Origin of the sequence: Phytohabitans flavus (genome assembly GCF_011764545.1) — a bacterium.
Taxonomy (GTDB): domain Bacteria; phylum Actinomycetota; class Actinomycetes; order Mycobacteriales; family Micromonosporaceae; genus Phytohabitans; species Phytohabitans flavus.
The window spans coordinates 272,437-290,213 of record NZ_AP022870.1 but is presented as its reverse complement, the minus strand read 5'-3'; the positions used below and the strand labels follow the sequence as shown (position 1 = coordinate 290,213).

General features: G+C 72.4%; 19 protein-coding genes. 5 read left to right on the top strand and 14 right to left on the bottom strand.

Translation table 11 applies throughout. The annotated features are described in order from the left end of the window. Positions 1-42: 42 nt before the first annotated feature. From Pflav_RS01280 to Pflav_RS01270, 3 genes are all read right to left on the bottom strand, one after another. Positions 43-1,821, bottom strand: coding sequence for a putative bifunctional diguanylate cyclase/phosphodiesterase (locus Pflav_RS01280; protein WP_173033067.1), 1,779 nt, complete (start codon positions 1,819-1,821; stop codon positions 43-45). A 170-nt stretch (positions 1,822-1,991) separates the two neighbouring features. After that, on the bottom strand, positions 1,992-2,723 hold the full coding sequence (locus Pflav_RS01275; protein WP_232070902.1) for a methyltransferase domain-containing protein: 732 nt from the start codon (positions 2,721-2,723) through the stop codon (positions 1,992-1,994). A gap of 130 nt (positions 2,724-2,853) precedes the next feature. After that, positions 2,854-4,077 carry a multidrug effflux MFS transporter gene (locus Pflav_RS01270; protein ID WP_173033064.1) on the bottom strand — a complete coding sequence of 408 codons (1,224 nt, stop codon included), beginning with the start codon at positions 4,075-4,077 and terminating at the stop codon, positions 2,854-2,856. Positions 4,078-4,175: 98 nt separating this feature from the next. Here Pflav_RS01270 and Pflav_RS01265 point away from each other — a divergent pair, with 98 nt between their 5' ends. The 4 genes from Pflav_RS01265 to Pflav_RS01250 all read left to right on the top strand — a co-directional run bounded on the left by Pflav_RS01265 (position 4,176) and on the right by Pflav_RS01250 (position 7,064). Further along, positions 4,176-4,640, top strand: coding sequence for a DUF5709 domain-containing protein (locus Pflav_RS01265; RefSeq protein WP_173033062.1), 465 nt, complete (start codon positions 4,176-4,178; stop codon positions 4,638-4,640). Between the two features lie 449 nt (positions 4,641-5,089). Then, a complete protein-coding gene (locus Pflav_RS01260; RefSeq protein ID WP_173033060.1) occupies positions 5,090-5,515 on the top strand; it encodes a VOC family protein in 426 nt (141 codons plus the stop codon). Positions 5,516-5,517: 2 nt separating this feature from the next. Then, on the top strand, positions 5,518-6,063 hold the full coding sequence (locus tag Pflav_RS01255) for a YdeI/OmpD-associated family protein (RefSeq protein ID WP_173033058.1): 546 nt from the start codon (positions 5,518-5,520) through the stop codon (positions 6,061-6,063). A gap of 8 nt (positions 6,064-6,071) precedes the next feature. Next, entirely contained in the window at positions 6,072-7,064 is a 993-nt protein-coding gene (locus tag Pflav_RS01250; protein WP_173033056.1) for a helix-turn-helix transcriptional regulator, read from the top strand. Here the strand turns inward: Pflav_RS01250 and Pflav_RS01245 are convergent. Continuing rightward, a complete protein-coding gene (locus Pflav_RS01245) occupies positions 6,949-7,356 on the bottom strand; it encodes a winged helix-turn-helix transcriptional regulator (RefSeq protein WP_173033054.1) in 408 nt (135 codons plus the stop codon). The two genes, Pflav_RS01250 and Pflav_RS01245, sit on opposite strands and share 116 nt — an antisense overlap. 86 nt (positions 7,357-7,442) lie before the next feature. Here Pflav_RS01245 and Pflav_RS01240 point away from each other — a divergent pair, with 86 nt between their 5' ends. Then, positions 7,443-8,531 (top strand): NAD(P)/FAD-dependent oxidoreductase, encoded by a 1,089-nt coding sequence (locus Pflav_RS01240; RefSeq protein ID WP_173033052.1) that lies wholly within the window; start codon positions 7,443-7,445, stop codon positions 8,529-8,531. Between the two features lie 44 nt (positions 8,532-8,575). Here Pflav_RS01240 and Pflav_RS01235 read toward each other — a convergent pair whose 3' ends face one another. The 10 genes from Pflav_RS01235 to Pflav_RS01190 all read right to left on the bottom strand — a co-directional run bounded on the left by Pflav_RS01235 (position 8,576) and on the right by Pflav_RS01190 (position 17,713). After that, a complete protein-coding gene (locus tag Pflav_RS01235) occupies positions 8,576-9,220 on the bottom strand; it encodes a nucleoside/nucleotide kinase family protein (RefSeq protein ID WP_173033050.1) in 645 nt (214 codons plus the stop codon). 9 nt (positions 9,221-9,229) lie between these two features. Beyond that, positions 9,230-9,925 (bottom strand): lysoplasmalogenase, encoded by a 696-nt coding sequence (locus Pflav_RS01230; RefSeq protein WP_173033048.1) that lies wholly within the window; start codon positions 9,923-9,925, stop codon positions 9,230-9,232. 30 nt (positions 9,926-9,955) lie between these two features. Continuing rightward, complete coding sequence (locus tag Pflav_RS01225; protein WP_173033046.1) at positions 9,956-11,200, bottom strand: enolase C-terminal domain-like protein; 1,245 nt, start codon at positions 11,198-11,200, stop codon at positions 9,956-9,958. After that, positions 11,193-12,050 carry an NAD-dependent epimerase/dehydratase family protein gene (locus Pflav_RS01220; RefSeq protein WP_173033044.1) on the bottom strand — a complete coding sequence of 286 codons (858 nt, stop codon included), beginning with the start codon at positions 12,048-12,050 and terminating at the stop codon, positions 11,193-11,195. The genes Pflav_RS01225 and Pflav_RS01220 overlap by 8 nt, the downstream gene beginning before the upstream one ends. Then, entirely contained in the window at positions 12,047-12,880 is an 834-nt protein-coding gene (locus Pflav_RS01215) for a carbohydrate ABC transporter permease (protein ID WP_173033042.1), read from the bottom strand. Before Pflav_RS01215 ends, Pflav_RS01220 begins: the two co-directional genes overlap by 4 nt. After that, the gene (locus Pflav_RS01210) at positions 12,877-13,845 is read right to left on the bottom strand and encodes a carbohydrate ABC transporter permease (RefSeq protein WP_173033040.1); all 969 of its coding nucleotides are present in this window, start codon (positions 13,843-13,845) and stop codon (positions 12,877-12,879) included. The genes Pflav_RS01215 and Pflav_RS01210 overlap by 4 nt, the downstream gene beginning before the upstream one ends. Before the next feature lie 10 nt (positions 13,846-13,855). Then, positions 13,856-15,217, bottom strand: coding sequence for an ABC transporter substrate-binding protein (locus Pflav_RS01205; RefSeq protein ID WP_173033038.1), 1,362 nt, complete (start codon positions 15,215-15,217; stop codon positions 13,856-13,858). A 137-nt stretch (positions 15,218-15,354) separates the two neighbouring features. Beyond that, the gene (locus Pflav_RS01200) at positions 15,355-16,365 is read right to left on the bottom strand and encodes a LacI family DNA-binding transcriptional regulator (RefSeq protein ID WP_173033036.1); all 1,011 of its coding nucleotides are present in this window, start codon (positions 16,363-16,365) and stop codon (positions 15,355-15,357) included. A gap of 102 nt (positions 16,366-16,467) precedes the next feature. After that, on the bottom strand, positions 16,468-17,007 hold the full coding sequence (locus Pflav_RS01195) for a hypothetical protein (RefSeq protein ID WP_173033034.1): 540 nt from the start codon (positions 17,005-17,007) through the stop codon (positions 16,468-16,470). Position 17,008: 1 nt separating this feature from the next. Further along, on the bottom strand, positions 17,009-17,713 hold the full coding sequence (locus Pflav_RS01190; RefSeq protein WP_173033032.1) for a hypothetical protein: 705 nt from the start codon (positions 17,711-17,713) through the stop codon (positions 17,009-17,011). Between the last annotated feature and the right edge of the window lie 64 nt (positions 17,714-17,777).

The window sequence follows — 17,777 nt, the reverse complement described above, 5'->3', positions numbered from 1 at the left end:
ACCGCCGCGGCCCGCGCCATGCGCGCGGGCCGCACCCACGCCCTAGCCCGCGGCGGCCAGCCAGGGGGCGGGTCCGGGCAGCAGGGTGCCCTGGAGGGTGTCGAACAGGCGGTCCGGGGGCTGCGGGCGGCCGGTGTAGAAGCCCTGCGCGTGCGGCACGCCCAGCCGGCGCAGCTCGGCGAGGTGCTCGGCGGTCTCCACGCCCTCGGCGGTCACGGCCAGCCCCAGGTTGTGGCCCAGGTCGGAGAGCAGGCGCACCACCGCGTGGTCGTTGCGGTTGCTCAGCATGCCGCTGACGAAGAGCTGGTCGATCTTGATGCCGCTCACCGGGAGTACCGACAGGTGCCGCAGCGTCGAGAGGCCGGCGCCCATGTCGTCGAGCATGATGGCGACGCCGTGCCGGCGCACGGCCGCGAGCTGGGACACCGCGCCGGTCAGCACCGAGAGCTCGGCCGACTCGGGCAGCTCCAGCCGCAGGCGGTCGGGGGCGAGGCCAGCGCTGTCCAGCGCCTCCATGACCATCGTCTCCAGGCCGTCGGCGACCAGCGTGTCGGCGGAGATGTTGACGTTGAGGTGGCGGGGTGCGCGGTCGCCAAGCTCCGCGGTCCAGCCACGGAAGTCGGCGCAGGCCGCCTCCAGCACCCACCGGTCGAGCTCGGGCAGCAGGCCGGCGCGGGCCACGTCCGGCAGGAACTGCTGCGGCAGGAGCCTCCCCTGCTCCGGGTGCTGCCAGCGGACCAGAGCCTCGACGCCCTCGATCGCGCGATCCCGTACCCGGATGATGGGTTGGTAGTGCAGGCGGAGCTCAAGCTTTTCGATGGCGCGCGCGAGGCCGCGGCCCGCGGCCGGATGGCGGGCCCGCAGCAGACCCTCCACGTCGACCACGACGCGCACCGCGTCGCCACCGGACTGTTTCGCCCGGTACATGGCCATGTCGGCCTCGGTCAGGATGGCGTGGCCGTCCGGGTGCTCGCCGCCGACCGCGACGCCGACGCTGGCCCGGCTGTGCGCCTCCGCGGGCAGCTGGGGATCGATCTCGGCGAGCGCCGCCCGCAGCGTCTCCCCCACGGCGAAGGCGATGTCCGCCGAGCGCGCGGTCGGTGGGAGCCGGATCAGCACCGCGAACTCGTCACCGCCCAGCCGGGCCACCACGCTGGCCGGTCCGGCCGCGGCCGCGAGCCGGCGCGCGGCCGAGCGGAGCAGGCGGTCGCCGGCGTCGTGGCCGAGCGCGTCGTTGACCTGCTTCATCTTGTCGAGGTCGATGTACGCCACCAGCACCGCCTGCCCGCTGCCGTCGGCACACGCGCGGCTGAGCTGGTCGAGGAAGTGCGCCCGGTTTGCCACCCCGGTCAGCGGGTCACGGACGGCCTGGTCGGCCATGATCTGGGCGAGCGCGTCGAAGAGCCGCGCGGCCGACACCCGGCCGAGGGTGCCGTCCGGCATCCGGACCAGCGCGTCGTGGTACCGCGCGCTCCGCGCCCGGAGGCGCAGCCGCTCGCAGGCGTGTGCCACGCCCATGCTGGCCGCCAGCAGCAGCGGGTCCCAGTCGGTGGCGGCGCCGACCGGCATCTTCTCCCACAGCGCCCGGCCGTACCCGTACGGCCCGGACATCAGGTGGGTGAACGGGTCGCGCATCACCAGCCCGACCCGGCCGCTCCGCTCCTGCACGGCGACCGAGGAGAGGTCGGAGCGGAGGCGGAAGATCTGGTCGAGATCGGCACAGAGAATCGCTGGCGAGACGACGGGCACCGGGCCGGCCAGCTCGCCAACCATCGCGGGCGCCGCCGGCGCGAGGGGGTCGATCGAACCCACCTGCCCCATGCCGTCCTCCCGGGCAAACCGTTTGGCACGAACTTCACAGCCGCTTAGCGAACGCCGCCCAAACCTCCCGGTAACTGGGGCCTAATCCAGTCTCGCCGTTTGGCGCTATATCGAAGTGTCCTCTTTTCACGTACCGCCGATTCGCACCTTGATCCACAATGGAGCGGGAGTTATCCCTCCTCAAGGTCCCGGCCGCGCCGGGCGACGGCAAACCAGGTCTGGAAGGGAAAAGCGATTCCATCGTCGTCTGTGTACGGTGCGAGGGTCCGCTCCAGCTCCGCGGTCATCTCCTCGTGCCGGGCCGCGTCCAGTCCACTCACCGGCTCGGCCAGCTGCGTGCTCACCACCTCGCGGCGCAGAAACTCGCTCGCCGACGGGAAGCGGACGTCGACGATGCCGATCCGCACCTTCACCGCGCGGTAGCCCGCGGCGGTGAGCAGCCGGTGCAGGTCGGCGCGGTCCGGGCCGGCGAAGGGCTCGCGCAGGACCATGCCCGCGGCGGTGCCGACGTAGCGGTCGAGGACATCCACCACGGCCACGAACGCCGGGTTGACCTCGATGCCCCGCCAGACCGCGATCGCCACCCGGCCCTCCGGCGCGAGCACCCGCCGCATCTCGTCCAGCGCGGCCGGGGTGTCGGTCACGAACTGGAGCCCCTGCTGGCAGGTCACCAGGTCGAAGCTCCCGTCCGGAAACGGGAGCGAGGTCGCGTCTGCCTGCCGCCAATCGATCTCGACCGGCCCGGCGGCGGACGCGGCGGCGAGCATGCCCTCGTCGACGTCGGTGCCGGTGACCTTGCCCTCCGGGCCGACCCGGGCGGCGGCCAGCCGGGCGACGATCCCGGTGCCAGCCGCCACGTCGAGCACCCGCTCGCCGGGCTTGACCTCGGCCAGCTCGAGCAACTGTTCAGCGCACCCGGTGAAAAACGCGGGTACCAGGTACTTCTCGTATGCGCTCGCCGGACCGTCGCCGGCGGCCTGCCATCGTGGACCCCCATGAAGCCGCACCCTACCCGGGCGAGGTGACGGTTAATCAATGGGCGGCGACCGGCACCGCCGCCGTCTCGACCACTTCCAGGCGCGCCGGGCGGACCACACCGAGGAGCACGGCGGTCGCCCCGGCCATGCCGGCGAGCACGACGACGGCCATCGCCACGCCGCCGTTGCCGAGCAGACCGACCGCCGGGGCGGCCACCGCGCCGACGCCGAACTGGACCGCGCCGAGCAGCGCGGCCGCCGTACCCGCCGCCTCACCGTGGCGGGTCATCGCGAGCGCGGGCGCGTTGGGCAGCGCGAGCCCCGCCGCGCTGAGCACCAGCCAGAGCGAGGCGAGCAGCGTGCCGAGCCCGCCGACCCCGGTCGCGGCGAACACGAGCAGCACGACGCCGCCCGCGGTGCCGGTCGCCAGCGCCCCGACGAGGATCCGCTGCGGGCTGTACCGGCGCAGCAGCCGCACGTTGAGCTGGCTGGCCGTGATCAGGCCGACCGCCCCGAGGCCGAACGCGATGGCGAACTCCTGCTCGCTCAGCCCGAACTCGTCCTGCATGACGAACGACGAGCCGGCCACGTACGCGAAGAGCGCCGCCATGCTCAGCCCGGCGACGAAGACGAGGCCGACGAACGTACGGTCCTTGGCGAGCTGGCCCAGCCCGCGCAGCGTGGAGGCCACACCGGCCGGGCGGCGCCGCTCGGGCGGGAGTGTCTCCGGCAGCCGCAGCGCGGCCACGGCGAGCAGCACCACGCCGAAGGCGGCCAGGGCGACGAACACTCCCCGCCACTCGGTCCAGCGCAGCAACGCGCCGCCGAGGGTGGGCGCGAGGATCGGTGCCGCGCCCATGACCAGCATCAGCTGGGAAAGGAGGCTGGCGAACGCGGTACCGCTGAACAGGTCGCGCACGACGGCGAGCGCCACCACCGAGGAGGCCGCCACGCCGAGGCCCTGGAGCAGCCGGAGCGCGCCGAGCACCTCGATGTTCGGCGCGACGACGCACAGCACCGAGGCGGCGACGTGCAGCGCGAGGCCGGCGATGAGCGGGGCGCGGCGCCCGTACGCGTCGGAGAGCGGGCCGATCACGAGCTGGCCGAGCGCCAGGCCGATCAGTGTGCCGGTCAGCGTGAGCTGTACGGTGGTTTCGGTCGTCTCGAGGCCGGTCGTGATCGAGGGAAGCGCCGGCAGGTACATGTCGATGGTCAGTGGGCCGATCGCGATCAGCGAGCCGAGCACGAGTACGAGCTTCAGCCGGTCCCGGCCGCTCATCAGTTCACCATTGAGCACACCTGCCTCCAACCGTCGCAGGCGTTGCGCATTCCCACTCCGTCACGAGGTGCGCCAGCTCACACCCTACGCTGTGGACCATGACGCAGGAGGACTCGCGCGACGACATCCGGCAGGGCGACGAGATCGAGGACGACGGCGTGCTCGACACGTACGACACGCTCGACGACGACCGTGTCGAGGACCCGCTGGACACCGGCATCGCGCCGGCCGACCGCTGGAGCGGGGCGAACCGGTACGGCACGACCGCGGCCGAGGAGCGGGCCGGCGAGTCGCTGGACCAGTACCTGGCGCAGGAGGAGCCGGACGTCGACCCGAACGCCGAGGACGGCGACGAGGACGAGGACGAGCTGACCCGCCGCGGGTACGAGCGGGACCCGCGCGCCGGCCGGCTCGTCGCCGACGACGAGGGCTTCGGCGAGGACGACGAGCCCGACTCGGTGGGCTGGGACCGGGGCATCGACGGCGGCGGCGCGAGCGCCGAGGAGGCCGCGGTGCACGTGGTCGACGACCCGGACGGGCCCGGCGACGGGCCGCTGCGGTGACCACCGCCGCACTGCCGCACTCAGCCTAGAGATTTCTTAAGACCGATATTTGCCCCGGTCCGCGTCAGTCGCCGACCGTATGCTCCCGCGGGCACCGCGCAGGTCGGCGGCTCGCTGGCGCTCGCCGAAATCCCCGACCTTCGCTGCCAGGTCCGCGGTCCAAGCCCCACCCGCAGACCCGCTTCCTTTGATCGGCGCGGTCGGGTTGGTGCACGCGAGAGATCGTGGTCGGCCGACCACGACCCGGGGGGGGTGAGCTTGCCCAACCGCGCAGGGCGAGGCCGCGGGAGCGACGGTCCGGACCACAACGGACATCGCGGTAGCTCGATTTCCTTGGTTTGGGATCTTTATCCGCGACATGACGCCGAGGCCACCCTGACTCCAAAGCTCTCTAGGCTTTTTCGGCATTGAGGAACCGGACGTTCCGCAAGTGCCGTTAGCGTCGTGTCATGAGCCTTCGCGGATTTGCCACACTCAGCTTCTGGGCCGACGACCTCACGGCGGCCGCGTCCTGGTACACCGAGTTCCTGGGCGTGGAGCCGTACTTCCAGCGGCCCGGCCCGGACGGCAGCCTGGCGTACGTCGAGTTCCGGCTCGGCGACTACCAGGCGGAGCTGGGCATCATCGACCGGCGGTACGCGCCCGCGGGTGCGGCCGGTGGTCCGGGCGGGGCGATCATGTACTGGCACGTCGAGGAGCTCGAGGCCACGGTCGAGCGGCTGATCTCGCTCGGCGCCGTGGAGTACGAGCCGATCACCGCGCGCGGCGACAGCGGCTTCGTCACGGCCTCGGTCGTCGACCCGTTCGGCAACGTGCTCGGCGTCATGCACAACCCGCACTACGTCGAGGTGCTCGCCGAGAGCAAGGAGGACTGACCGTGGAGGTGCTCGACTTCCCGGGCGCCGCCGCGTGGGAGGGCTGGCTCGCCGAGCGGCACGCGACCCACACCGAGGCGTGGCTGCGCATCGCCAAGCGGCACTCCGGCCTCGCCTCGATCCAGATCGTGGACGCGCTCGACGTGGCCCTCTGCTACGGCTGGATCGACGGGCAGCGCCGCTCGCTCGACGAGATGTCGTTCCTTCAGCGGTACTGCCCGCGCCGCCCGCGCAGCTCCTGGTCCCAGGTGAACGTCGCGAAGATCGAGGTCCTCACCGCCGCCGGCCGGATGCGGGCACCCGGGATCGCGGAGGTGGACGCGGCCAAGGCGGACGGGCGGTGGGACGCGGCGTACGCGTCGCAGCGCAACGCCGAGGTCCCGCCCGACCTCGCTGCCGCGCTCGCCGCCGACCCGGACGCGGCAGCCGCCTTCGAGCGGCTCAGCCGCTCCGACCGGTACTGGATCATCCTTCAGCTCCTCAAGACCCGCACCCCGGAAGGGCGAGCCAAGAACGTGGCCCGGGCGGTCGAGCGGCTCAAGGGGTAGCGCGGCGGATGCTGGAGACCTCGGTACGGCTGCTGCGCCTCCTGGCTCTGCTCCAGTCCCGCCGCGACTGGTCCGGCGCCGACCTCGCGGAGCGGCTCGGCGTCACCACGCGGACGGTCCGCAACGACGTCGAGCGGCTGCGCGTCCTCGGGTACCGGATCGACTCCAGCACGGGCACGACCGGCGGGTACCGGCTCGGGGCGGGCCGCGCGCTGCCGCCGCTGGTGCTGGACGACGACGAGGCGGTGGCCGTCGCCGTGGGGCTGCGGGCCGCGGCGGCCGGCTCGGTCACCGGGATCGAGGACACCTCGCTGCGCGCGCTCACCAAGCTGGAACAGACACTGCCGCCCCACCTCCGCGGCCGCGTCGACGCCCTGCGCGCGGCCACGGTCTCGGCCGCGGGCGGCGGTCCGACGGTCGACGCCGAGGTGCTGACCACCGTCGCCGGCGCGGTCCGCGACCACCTGCGGCTCCGCTTCGACTACATCGGCCGCGAGGGTACCGACTCCGTGCGTACCGTCGAGCCACACCGCCTCGTCTACACCGGCCGCCGCTGGTACCTGCTCGCCTGGGACCTGGACCGCGACGACTGGCGGACGTTCCGCGCGGACCGCATCCAGCCACGGCCGCCGGCCGGGCCGAAGTTCGCGCCGCGCGAACCGCCAGGCGGCGACGCGGCGGCGCACGTGCTGCGCGGCGTTGGCGCGCGGGCGTGGCAGCACCAGGCGCGGATCCGGCTGCACGCCCCCCTCGCGGCGATGCACGACCGGATCGAGCCGGGCGGCGGCATGCTCACCCCGGACGGGGACGACGCCTGCGTGCTGGAGACCGGCACCGACTCGCTGCGCGAGCTGGCGATCTACCTGACCAGGCTGGACGTCGCCTTTACGGTGCTGGATCCACCGGAGCTGCGGGAGGTGCTTCGCCAGCTGGCTCTTCGCTATCTATCGGCGGCAGGTGCTCCTGCGCCCACTCGGCCAGGTGTTGCAGAGCCGGCATGAGCGCCTCGCCGCGCTCGGTCAGCGCGTAGGAGACCGAGATCGGCGGCCCGGGGTCGACGGTGCGGGAGATCACGCCGTGCTCGGCCAGCTCGACGAGCCGGTCGGCGAGCACCGAGTCACTCACCCCGCCTATCGCGCGGGCCAGCTCGCGGAAGCCGGCCGGGCCGGGGCGCAGGCTGCCGAGCACGACGCCGGTCCAGCGCTTGCCGAGCAGCGTGAAGGCGCGAGCCAGCGCCACGTCACCGCGCGTGCAGGCGGCGATGTCGCCGTGTTGCGCGGATCTCACTGCCATTCGTCCAGACTAGCCGATTCGATGGTGCTAGCTTTTCCGAAGCGACTGCGTCAATCGGTGTTACATCTTGTCTAGGAGTGAGACCAATGAGCCCCAGTGTGGTTGTCCTCGGTGGCGGGTACGGCGGCTACAAGGTCGCCAAGGCCCTCGACGGCGTCGCGGACGTGACGCTCGTCGACCCGTCCGACGCGTTCCTGCACAACGTCGCGTCCTGGCGCGCGCTGGTCGAGCCGCAGTGGCTGGAGCGCATCTTCTTCCCGTACGACCGGCTCCTGCACCACGGCCGCTTCCTGCGCGACCGGGCCGTGGAGGTGGACGGGCGGCAGGTCACCCTCGCCTCCGGCACCCGCCTGGAGCCCGACTACCTGGTACTGGCCACCGGCTCGCACTACCCGTCCCCGGCCAAGTGGGGCGCGGAGGATGCGGCGACCGCCCAGGCCGCCATGCGGGCCAGCCACGAGGCGCTCCGCGCCGCCCAGCGGGTGCTTGTCGTCGGCGCCGGGCCGTCCGGGCTGGAGCTGGCCGGCGAGATCAAGACCACGTTCCCGGAGAAGCGGGTAATCGTCGCGGACCGCGCGGCGGACGTGCTGCCCGGCCCGTTCGACCAGGAGCTCCGCGAGGAGCTGCGGCGCCAGCTCGACAAGCTCGGCGTCGACCTGGTGCTCGGCAGCCCGCTGCGCGCCCTGCCGGACACTGAGCCGGGTACCGCCGGCGCCGTCTCGGTGGCGACCGACACGGGCGAGGAGCTGGCGGCGGACATCTGGTTCCGCTGCTTCGGCGTGGTGCCCGCGACCGGCTACCTGCGCGGTGCGCTCGCCGAGGCCCGCGACGAGGCCGGCTACCTGCCGGTGGACGACCAGCTTCGGGTGCGCGGCCAGGAGCGGGTCTTCGCGATCGGCGACATCTCGGACGCCGAACGGAACATGGCGGGCATGGCTGGCATGCAGGCCGACTTCCTCTCCGCCAACCTGAAAGTGCTCATCACCGGTGAGGGCGAGCTGGGGCACTACAAGATCAACCCGCCCATGATCGCGGTCCCGCTCGGCCCCGAGGGTGGCGCGGGCCAGCTCCCGGGCATCGAGGGCGTCGCCGGCGCGGAGGTCATCTCCAACGTCAAGGGCCGCGCGATGCTCGTCGAGTTGCACACGCAGAACTTCGACGCCGTGCCCGCCTGACCTCTCAGGCCCCTGGGCGGTCCGGGCCGCGCCGGCCCGGCCGCTCAGGTGGGGCGGGCGTCCGGCAGGGTCATGTCGACCACGAGGTCGGCGCGGTCGCGTGTCTGGGAGATCAGGCGGGCGTTGGGATCGTCCACTATGGAGACCCAGCGGCCCGCCTCGTCCGGGGTCTTGCCGAACAGGACGTGCCGCGCGATCAGCCGCTCGCGGCGCAGCGGCTCGTCGAGCTCGACGAACCAGGTCTCGGTCAGCGCGGCCCGTACGTCCGGCCAGGGCGGGGCGTCGGCCAGCAGGTAGTTGCCCTCGGTCACCACGATCCGGACCTCGGGGTCGACGCCGATGCTGCCCGCGATCGGCTGTTCGAGGTCGCGGGCGAAGCCGGGCGCCCACACCGTCCGGCGGCGGTCGGTGCGGACACGGCGCAGCAGCGACAGGTAGCCGTCGGCGTCGAAGGTGTCGATGGCGCCCTTGCGGCCGCGGCGGCCCAGGCGGTCCAGCGCCACGTCGGCCAGGTGGAAGCCGTCCATCGGCACGAGCGCGGCCGGTACGCCGGCGGCCACCAGCCCACCCACCAGCAGCTCGGCGAGCGTCGACTTGCCGGCGGCGGGGCAGCCGGCGATGCCCAGGATCGCGCGCTCGGGGCCGGCGGCGACCAGCGCCGCCGCGCGGGTCACAAGTCCGTCGAACACGCCGCTACGTTACGCGGGCACGAGATCGGCGGGGCGGGACACCGGTGCGGACGGCTCGGGGCTTGGCGCGCGCGAGGTCCAGCCCGAGACGACGAGGTACTGGCCCACCAGGTAGGTGGCCATCACAAGTGCGTCGCGGCCGGGCACGTCGGCGGCCTCGGCGAGTCCGACGCCGATCAGCGTGTCCGAGAGGAACAGCAGGCCGCCGCCGATGCCGACCCGCCAGCCCCAGGACGTGGCGCTGGCCGCCATGACGGTCATCAGCGCGGCGTACCCGGCCATCGGCCAGGCCACGCCCCGCTCGCTCAGGCCGGGCCACAGCCAGGCCAGCGCGCCGGCGGCCACGGCACAGTACCCGGCCAGGTAGAGCCACCGGCGCCGGCGGCGGAACGCACCGGTGCGGACGAACTCGACGGCGTAGATGCCGTACGCCAGCGCGAAGAAGATCATCCCGACGATCAGCCCGACCGTACCGCCCACCTGGAGGGTGACGTCGCCGGCCCAGGCGAGCGCGAGCGACAGCATCAGCCGGCGGCTGATCCTGGCTCCCCGGACTCGGTACGCCGCCACCGCGTACAGGGCGAGCAGCGGCATCAGCAGTGGCTTGGTGATGTTGTCGAGCAGATCGTGGTGTACCGCCGCGCTGCCCACGTGGACAGCGCCGACCGCCGCGTACAGTACCGCCGCTTGCCGGGAACGGGACATGCTCACACTATGGCAGCCCGCCGCCCGTGATCACGGCGCTTCGATCGCACCGTCCGGCCGCCGGACGTGGGCGGCCCACCGCTCGTGGCCGTACTTCTTCGGCGGGTACTTCGCCGCCAGCGCCTCGTCCAGGTCGATCCCCCAGCCGGGCTCGTGCGACGGCTCGACGTACCCGTCGCGCGGCCGGGGCATACCCGGGAAGACCTCGTGCACCACGTCCGGGTACAGGTGGCCCTCCTGGATCCCGAACGCCGGCGTGGTCATGTCCAGCGCGAGGTTGGCGGCCAGCCCGATCGGCGACACGTCGGCCGGGCTGTGCCAGGCGGTCTGCGTGCCGGTCAGCTCGCACAGCGCGGTCAGCTTCCGGGCCGGGGTGAGGCCGCCGATCGCGGAGATGTGCAGGCGCAGCAGGTCGACGCCGCCGCGGGTGACAAGCCGGGCCGCCTCGGCGACCGAGACGATCTGCTCGCCGGCCGCGATCGGTACCGGCGACGCCTCCCGCACCTCGGGCAGCCGGTCGTAGTGCTCGGGCGCGACCGGGTCCTCCACGAAGAACAGCCGGTACGGCTCCAGCGCGCGGCACAAGGCGATCGCCTGCTTCGGCGTCAGCCGGCTGTGCACGTCGTGCAGCAGCGACACCTCGGTGCCAAGCTCCGCCCGGGCCCGCGCGAAAAGCTCTGGGGTGGCCGCGAGGTAGTGCTGGACGTCCCACCCGTCGGGGTACGGCGCGAGCGGGTAGCCGCCGGGCGTGCCGGGCGCGGCATACGTGCCGAGACCCGGGCCGCCGGTCTGGAGCCGGATGTACCGGTAGCCCTCGTCCATCAGCGCACGCGCATGCGCGATCGTGTCGTCAACGGTGGCGCCGTTGGCGTGCAGGTAGAGCGGCACCGCCCCGCGCACCCGCCCGCCGAGCAGCTCGTACACGGGCACGCCCAGCCGCTTGCCGAGGATGTCCCACAGCGCCATGTCGAGCCCGGACAGCGCGTTGTTGAGCACCGGCCCGTTTCGCCAGTACCCGGACAGGTGCACCATCCGGGTCATGTCCTCGATGTCGCCGGGGTGCCGCCCGACCACAAGCTCGGCCAGGTGCTCGACGGCCGCGGCGACGGCCTCGAAGCGCTGGGTGAAGGTGGCGCACCCCAGCCCGTACAGGCCGGGCTCGTTGGTGTCGACCCGCACGACGACGAGCGTCACGTCCGGCGCGGTGACGATCGGGCGTACACCGGTGATCCGCAGGCCGTCGCGCGGCGCCCACGGTGGCAGGAAGTCACCCACGGGGAAGCACCTCCACGGGCCACAGGCGCTCCGCCTTGAAACCCAGGACCCGTTCTCCAGCTTCGAGGATCATGGGCACCATCCTGCCTGGAAAACGCCTCCGCCTGGGAACCCCGGGGTGGAATTCGTCGAGTAACGCCTCGGTCTCGTACGGCGCGAGCGTCTCCGGCGCGGCCACGAAGACCACGTGGCTGCCGGGCGGTGCGTTGGTCACGCCGAGCAGGCAGGCCGCGGCGGCGTCGTCGGTGTGCAGGTACGTCCACAGCTCGGCCGCGCCGCCCTCCGGGGTGCTGGTGTGCAGCTCGACCCGGTGCGCCAACCGCTCGGGCCCGCCGAGAAAGGGGAAGCGGATCGCGGTGACGGTCATCCCGTACCGGCGCCACACCATCGTGCCGATCGCCTCGTCGGTCTGCTTGGAGAGCGCGTACGGGTCGGTGACCTGGAGCGGCAGCTCCTCGTCGATCGGCAGGTACGCGGGGCGGAGCGGCTGCTGCGCCCAGGCCAGCCCGAGCACGGACATGCTGCTCGCGATCACCGCCCGGGTGATGCCGGCCTGGGCCGCCTCGGTCAGCGCGACGAACGTGGCCCGCGTGTTGCCGCCGAACACCTCCACCGGGGTGGCGAGGTTCGGCGCCGGGATCGCGGCGAGGTGCACGATCGCGTCCACACCGTCCAGACCTTTGCGCACCACCTCCGGGTCGCCGGCGTCGCCGACCACCACCCGGTCCGCGGGCAGGTCGCCGGGGTCGCTCAAGACGAGGGCGGTGGCGGCGACGTCGCGGGCGGACAGCAGGTCGAGCACCGCCCGGCCGAGGAGGCCGGCGGCGCCGGTGACGAGCACGCGTTTCATTCCTTGACCGCTCCCGATAGACCGTTGACGAAATAGCGCTGTAGCGCGAGGAAAAGGACGATCACGGGTACGACCAGGATCAGCGAGCCGGCCATGATCTCGTTGTATGAAGGGACATTGCCCGAGGCGAGCTGCTCCAGGGCCAGCGGCAGCGTGTAGCGGGACTCCTCGTTGAGCGAGACCCGGCTCAGCGGGTACTCGTTCCAAGTCGGCACCGCGGTCAGCACCGCGACCGTGATCAGCGTCGGCCGTACCAGCGGGAGGTAGACCCGCAGGAAGATCCGGACCTCGCCGGCGCCGTCCGCCCGGGCCGCGTCGTGCAGCTCGCGCGGTATCGCGCGGAAGGCGTTGGTCAGCAGGAGTACGGTCAGCGGCGCGGTCCCGTTGACGAACGGCAGCACGAGCCCGATGTGGGTGCCGAGGATGCCGAGCCGGCTCTCCAGGATGGTCAGCGGCAGCAGCACGGTGATGCTGGGCACGAAGAGCAGCGCGACGAAGAACCAGAAGATCGCCCGCCGCCCGGGAAACTCGATCATCGCGAACGCGTACGAGGCGAGGCTGTAGACGACCAGCACGCCGAGCACGGTCAGCCCGGTCACCTTGAGGCTGTTGAGGAAGTAGTCGAAGAAGTTCAACCGCCCCCACGTGTCCACGAGCGTGTCGAGCGTGGGGCTGCGCGGGATGAGGTTGCCGCCCTCGAGGATCTCCAGGCGGTTCTTGAACGCGCCGGAGACCATCCAGGCGAACGGGTAGAGGCTTATCGCGGCGTACACGGCCAGCGCCAGGTAGGCGACGACCATGCCGGCCGACGGGCGGGTGCCGGCCCTCATCGGGTACCCCGCAGCAGCCGGGCGTTGAGCACGGCGAGCAGCAGGGCGGCGACGAAGATCAGCCACCCGAGCGCGCTGGCCACGCCGAGCGTGGGCGACATGCTCTGCATGAACGCCTGCTGGTACGCCTTGAGCCCCAGCACCTCCGTGTGCCCGGCCGGCCCGCCGTTGGTCATGATCAGGAAGATCTGGAAGCCCTGCATCGTGTCGCGGAGGCTGAGCAGCACGATCGCGACCGTGATCGGCACGAGCAGGGGCCAGGTGATGTGCCGTACCCGGCGCACCGTCCCCGCCCCGTCCATCGCGGCCGCCTCCATCAGGCTGGGGTCGATGGCCTGGAGGCCGGCGAGGTAGAGCAGCATCGCGACCGGCACGCTGCCCCAGATCATCACGACGATGAGCGCGGGCAGCGCGGTGTCCGGGTCGCCGAGGAAGCCCTGCGGCCGGGCGAGGCTGCCCAGCCCGATCGAGCGGAGCGCCAGGTTGATCGCCCCGTCCGGCTCCAGCACGTACCGCCAGGCGTAGTAGACCGCGATTCCGGTGGTGACGTACGGCAGGAAGTACACCGAGCGGAGCAGGCCGCGCAGCCGGCGGATCGAGTTGAGGAGCACCGCGAGCGGCAACGCGATCAGGACCGTGCCGGCCGAGACCGCCACCATCGCGACGCCGGTGTTGAGCGCGGCGCGCTGTACCTCGGGCGCCAGGCGCGGGTCGGCGTAGAGCAGGTCGTGGTAGTTCTTCAGCCCCACCCAGTCCCAGGAGGGCGAGAAGCCGTTCCACTTGGCGAAGCTGAGCGTGACGCTGTACCCCAGCGTGTACAGCCCCATGACGAGGAAGAGCACCACCGCCGGGGCGATGAACGCGTACCCGACCAGCCACTGCCGCGTCTTTCGCCGGGCCCGCCGCTTCACGGCGGCCTTGGGCCGCGCGGCGGCGGGCGGCGTCTCGGTCAGGTACGCGGTCATCTCGTCCGTCCTACTTGGACTGCCACATCGCGGCGAGCACCTTGTCCAGCTCGGCGCCGGTAGCGGCGGGCGCGACCTCCCCGAGCGGCGACATCTTCAGCAGCGGGTTGCCGACCTCGACCTCGTCGTAGTCCGGCGGCCGGAACGACTTGTCGGCCGCGTCGTACATGGACTCCGGCGGCCCGGTGAAGAACTTCTGGAGTGCGGCCAGGTCCTTGCCGATCAGCGTCTCGGCCTGGCTGCCCAGGTCGGTGGCGGGCAGGTCCAGCGACGCCTTGGCGAAGATGCCGGCACCCTCGGCCCCGGTGAGGAAGTCCAGCCACTTCACCGAGGCCTCGCGCTGCTTGCTGGTCTCGGTGACCGCGAGGCCGGTCAGCGCGAGCGGGGCGAGCCGCAGGTCGCTCACCTTGCCGCCGGTGGCCGGCGGGACCGGGAAGGTGAGCAGCTTCTCCGGCTTCATGTCGTTCTGCGAGAGGAACGCCATCGTGAACGTGCCGCCCACGTTGAACGCCGACTTACCCTGCGCGAACGCCACGTCCGCCTCGTCGATGCCGAGCGCGCTCGCGCCCGGGATCCAGTACGGCTTGAGCTGGCTGTACAGCTCCAGCGTCTTGATCCCGTCCGCCGAGGCGAAGCCCTGCCCCGCCTGCTGGCCGAAGAGCGCCTTGAAGCGGTCCGCACCCAGGTACGCGAAGGCGAGCTGCTCGTAGACCCAGTTGAACCCGGTCTGGGTCACCTTCAGGCCGAGCGAGAGACCGCCCTGCTTGGCGTCGACCTTCGTGGTGGCCTGGAGGTAGGTGAGGAACTCCTCCCACGTCTTCGGCGGCGTGTCGGGGTCGAGGCCGGCGGCAGCCATCTTGTCCTTGTTGGCGTACACGATGCCGAACGTGCCGGCCGTGAACGGGACACTGTAGAGGGTGCCGACGGTGGCGTTGGCCAGCTCCTCGATCTTGGCCTTGCGCTCGTCGGTGACCCGGCCGGCCTCGCGGGTACTGGGCAGGAAGCGCTGGAGCTTGGCCTCGTCGAAGTCGCCCTTGAGGTCGGTGAGCAGCCCGCCCCCGCCGACCCGCATGTCCTCGCCGCCCGCGTGCAGCTCCAGCACGTCCGGCAGGTCACGGGTCTGCGCGGCGCTCTGGATCTTGCTGGTGAAGACGTCGTCCGGGGTGAAGGCCTCGACCTTCACGGTGATCCCGGTCTTCTCCTTGAAGGTAGCGGCGGCCTGCTCCAGGGCCGCCACGTGGGTGCGCTTGAAGGTCCACATGGAGATGGTGGCGTCGCTGGTACCGCTGTCGTCGTCGCCACCGCAGCCGGCGGCGGCAAGGCCTAAGGTCGCGGCGGCCAGGGCAGCCACGACCCTCCGTCGTCCTGTCATGTCACTCTCCAACGATCGGCTCTAACTCTCCAACGTTCGGCGCGGTCGTGCGCGAAAGCGCTGGCCACGATGGATGCAAATCGTTAAGACTCGTGACCGGCAATCTACTCGTAACATCGAAGAAGTCAAGAGTGTTGTTACGCCGACTGCCGGCGGACAAGCCGCGCCGGGATGATCACCTCGGTCGATGGGCCGGTGACCGTACCGGAGATCCGCTCCAGCAGCAGCCGCGCGCAGGCCCGGCCGATCTCCCGTGCCGGGTTGGCCATCGTGGTGAGCTGGGGCGTGACCAGGCTGGCGGCCTCGATGTCGTCGAAGCCCATGACCGCCAGGTCGCCCGGCACCCGCAGCCCGCGCTCCCGGGCCGCGTCGACCGCGCCGATCGCCATCATGTCGTTGGCGCACATCACCGCGTCCGGCGGGTCGGGCAGCTCCAGCAGCCGCCCCACGCCCTCGGCGCCACCGGCCCGGCTGAACTCCGTGTGCGCGATCAGCTCCGGGTCGACCGCGAACCCCGCCTCGGCCAGCGCCGCCCGGTAGCCCGCGACCCGCTCGGCCGCCGGCCCTTCCGCGGCGGGACCGCAGACGAACGCGATCCGCCGGAACCCGCCGCGCAGCAGGTACCGGGCCGCCTCCGCCGCGCTCCCCTCGTCGTCGCTGTGCACAAGGTCGACCCCGGGCAGCGCCTGGCGCCCGCCGAGCCGCACGACGGGGATGCCCGCGTCGATAACCGGGCGTAGGTCGTCCGCATGGGTGTGGAACACCGCGAACGCGATGCCGTCGACCTGCCGCGAGATCATCTTGTCCAGGGCGTGCCGCTCGAGGTCGCGCTCCCCGTTGGTGTTGGTGACGATCTCGTCGTACCCGGCCGGACCGAGCACGTCCTGCAACCCGCGCGCGAGCACGGGGTAGAACGGGTTGGTGATGTCCGGTATGACCAGGCCGATGGTCAGGCTCCGCCCGGCACGCAGCCCGCGCGCGACCACATTGGGCCGGTAACCCAACTGCTCGATCGCGTCGAGCACCCGCCGCCGCGTCGCCTCGGAGACCGGACGCCGCCCGTTGAGCGCATGTGAGACGGTCGTCGCGCTGACCCCGGCCAGCGCCGCGACCTGACCGATCCGTGGCCGGCCGCCGCGAGACGCCACCTGCGCCCCCTCTCCGCGGTCCCACCGCACCGCTGAGCGGGATGCTACTCCCTCCCTTCCAGCCCGCTCCCTTCCGCTGTTGATCAGGGACTTCGTGGCGGGTCAGGGGTGGTCGGCCAGCGATTTGGCGCGGTGACGGGCTACCAGGGCCAGGGCGATCAGGGTCCCCAGGAGGATCGCGGCGGCTGCCACCCACCAGCGCCATCTCGTGTCGCCGCCGTCGCGCCGGTCGGTCGACGCGTCCGGCGGCGGGGCGGTTTGGGCTACGCGGGCGTCGACCTGGGTCTCGGCCTTGCCCGCGTTGGGCTCGGGTGAAGTCACCACGATCGTCCACTTGCCCGGGGCGAGCACCGGGCCGCTGGTGTAGAAGCCCTGGCCCTCGTTGGACGGCTCGAGCTGGACCGGGCCGATCGTGCGGCCGCCCTCGCCGGTGCCGTTGAGCACCAGGCGCAGCACCTGGTCGGCGACCGGGTGACCGTCCTGTTTGTACGTCGCGCGGACCGTCACGCCGGTCGCGCCGTCGCCGGCCACGTCCAGCACCAGCGGGCCGCCGTGCGCGGACGCGGGGGCCGCGGGCCAGAGCGCCAGCAGGGGTACGACCGCGAGCGCGGCCAGGAGCCTGCGCAGGAACCTAGCGGGCATGTCACTTTCCTTCCGGTGCGCCGTCGGCGGTCAGCGCCCCCTGCCCCGGCGCCGCCGGCAGGAAGACATGGGCGTGACCGTTGCCGGAGTCGATGTTGAGCACGTCGAGTTGGGTGGCGGCCGTCGACCAGGTGGCGACCGCGATGTCGCGCTGGCGGCCGGCGAGCTCGAAAAGCGGTCCCCGGCCGGACGCTGGCTGGGCGAGTGCCGCCGCGTACGTGTCGACGGCGGCGTCCAGGGAGCGGACCGCGGCCGCCAGGCCGGAGCGGGCGATGTTGACACCGGTGCCGCCGGACGGCGGGTTGGCGAAGTCCTCCACCACCTTGCCGGTGATCTCCTGCCAGCCGGCCACATCGGACTGGCTCGCGGCCGGGCCCACCGGTTTGCCGGCTGGTACGGCGGTGGCCATTCCTTCGAGTACGGGTACCAGGCGCTCCTGCACCTGCCGTGCCTTGGTGGTCAGCTCGACGATCTGGGCCGAGTCCCGCTTGGCCTCCTCGGCCTGAAGCTCGGCGACCCGGTCGTCCACCGGCGCGGACCCGCCGTCGTCGCCGCCAACGGCCAGCGCGCCGATCGGTCCGGCCAGCAGCGCGCCGAGCGCGAACGCGATCAGGACGGGCGCGACCCGCCGTACGGGCGAGGGACCGCTGGGGGCCGGCCGGGCCCCGCGCGTACCGACCGGTCGTGGCCTGGTCTTGTTGCTCATCGCGAAAGCCTCCCCAGCGGATGAGCCGTGGGGCCGGCCGGCGCACCGGCCGGCCCCACGTCAG

What these genes read in the sequence shown, in the direction of transcription:
- Pflav_RS01280 (WP_173033067.1), bottom strand. Translation starts at nt 1,821, where the DNA reads ATGGGGCAGGTGGGTTCGATCGACCCCCTCGCGCCGGCGGCGCCCGCG.
- Pflav_RS01270 (WP_173033064.1), bottom strand. Translation starts at nt 4,077, where the DNA reads ATGAGCGGCCGGGACCGGCTGAAGCTCGTACTCGTGCTCGGCTCGCTG.
- Pflav_RS01265 (WP_173033062.1), top strand. Translation starts at nt 4,176, where the DNA reads ATGACGCAGGAGGACTCGCGCGACGACATCCGGCAGGGCGACGAGATC.
- Pflav_RS01260 (WP_173033060.1), top strand. Translation starts at nt 5,090, where the DNA reads ATGAGCCTTCGCGGATTTGCCACACTCAGCTTCTGGGCCGACGACCTC.
- Pflav_RS01250 (WP_173033056.1), top strand. Translation starts at nt 6,072, where the DNA reads ATGCTGGAGACCTCGGTACGGCTGCTGCGCCTCCTGGCTCTGCTCCAG.
- Pflav_RS01245 (WP_173033054.1), bottom strand. Translation starts at nt 7,356, where the DNA reads ATGGCAGTGAGATCCGCGCAACACGGCGACATCGCCGCCTGCACGCGC.
- Pflav_RS01240 (WP_173033052.1), top strand. Translation starts at nt 7,443, where the DNA reads ATGAGCCCCAGTGTGGTTGTCCTCGGTGGCGGGTACGGCGGCTACAAG.
- Pflav_RS01230 (WP_173033048.1), bottom strand. Translation starts at nt 9,925, where the DNA reads ATGTCCCGTTCCCGGCAAGCGGCGGTACTGTACGCGGCGGTCGGCGCT.
- Pflav_RS01220 (WP_173033044.1), bottom strand. Translation starts at nt 12,050, where the DNA reads ATGAAACGCGTGCTCGTCACCGGCGCCGCCGGCCTCCTCGGCCGGGCG.
- Pflav_RS01215 (WP_173033042.1), bottom strand. Translation starts at nt 12,880, where the DNA reads ATGAGGGCCGGCACCCGCCCGTCGGCCGGCATGGTCGTCGCCTACCTG.
- Pflav_RS01210 (WP_173033040.1), bottom strand. Translation starts at nt 13,845, where the DNA reads ATGACCGCGTACCTGACCGAGACGCCGCCCGCCGCCGCGCGGCCCAAG.
- Pflav_RS01205 (WP_173033038.1), bottom strand. Translation starts at nt 15,217, where the DNA reads ATGACAGGACGACGGAGGGTCGTGGCTGCCCTGGCCGCCGCGACCTTA.
- Pflav_RS01195 (WP_173033034.1), bottom strand. Translation starts at nt 17,007, where the DNA reads ATGCCCGCTAGGTTCCTGCGCAGGCTCCTGGCCGCGCTCGCGGTCGTA.
- Pflav_RS01190 (WP_173033032.1), bottom strand. Translation starts at nt 17,713, where the DNA reads ATGAGCAACAAGACCAGGCCACGACCGGTCGGTACGCGCGGGGCCCGG.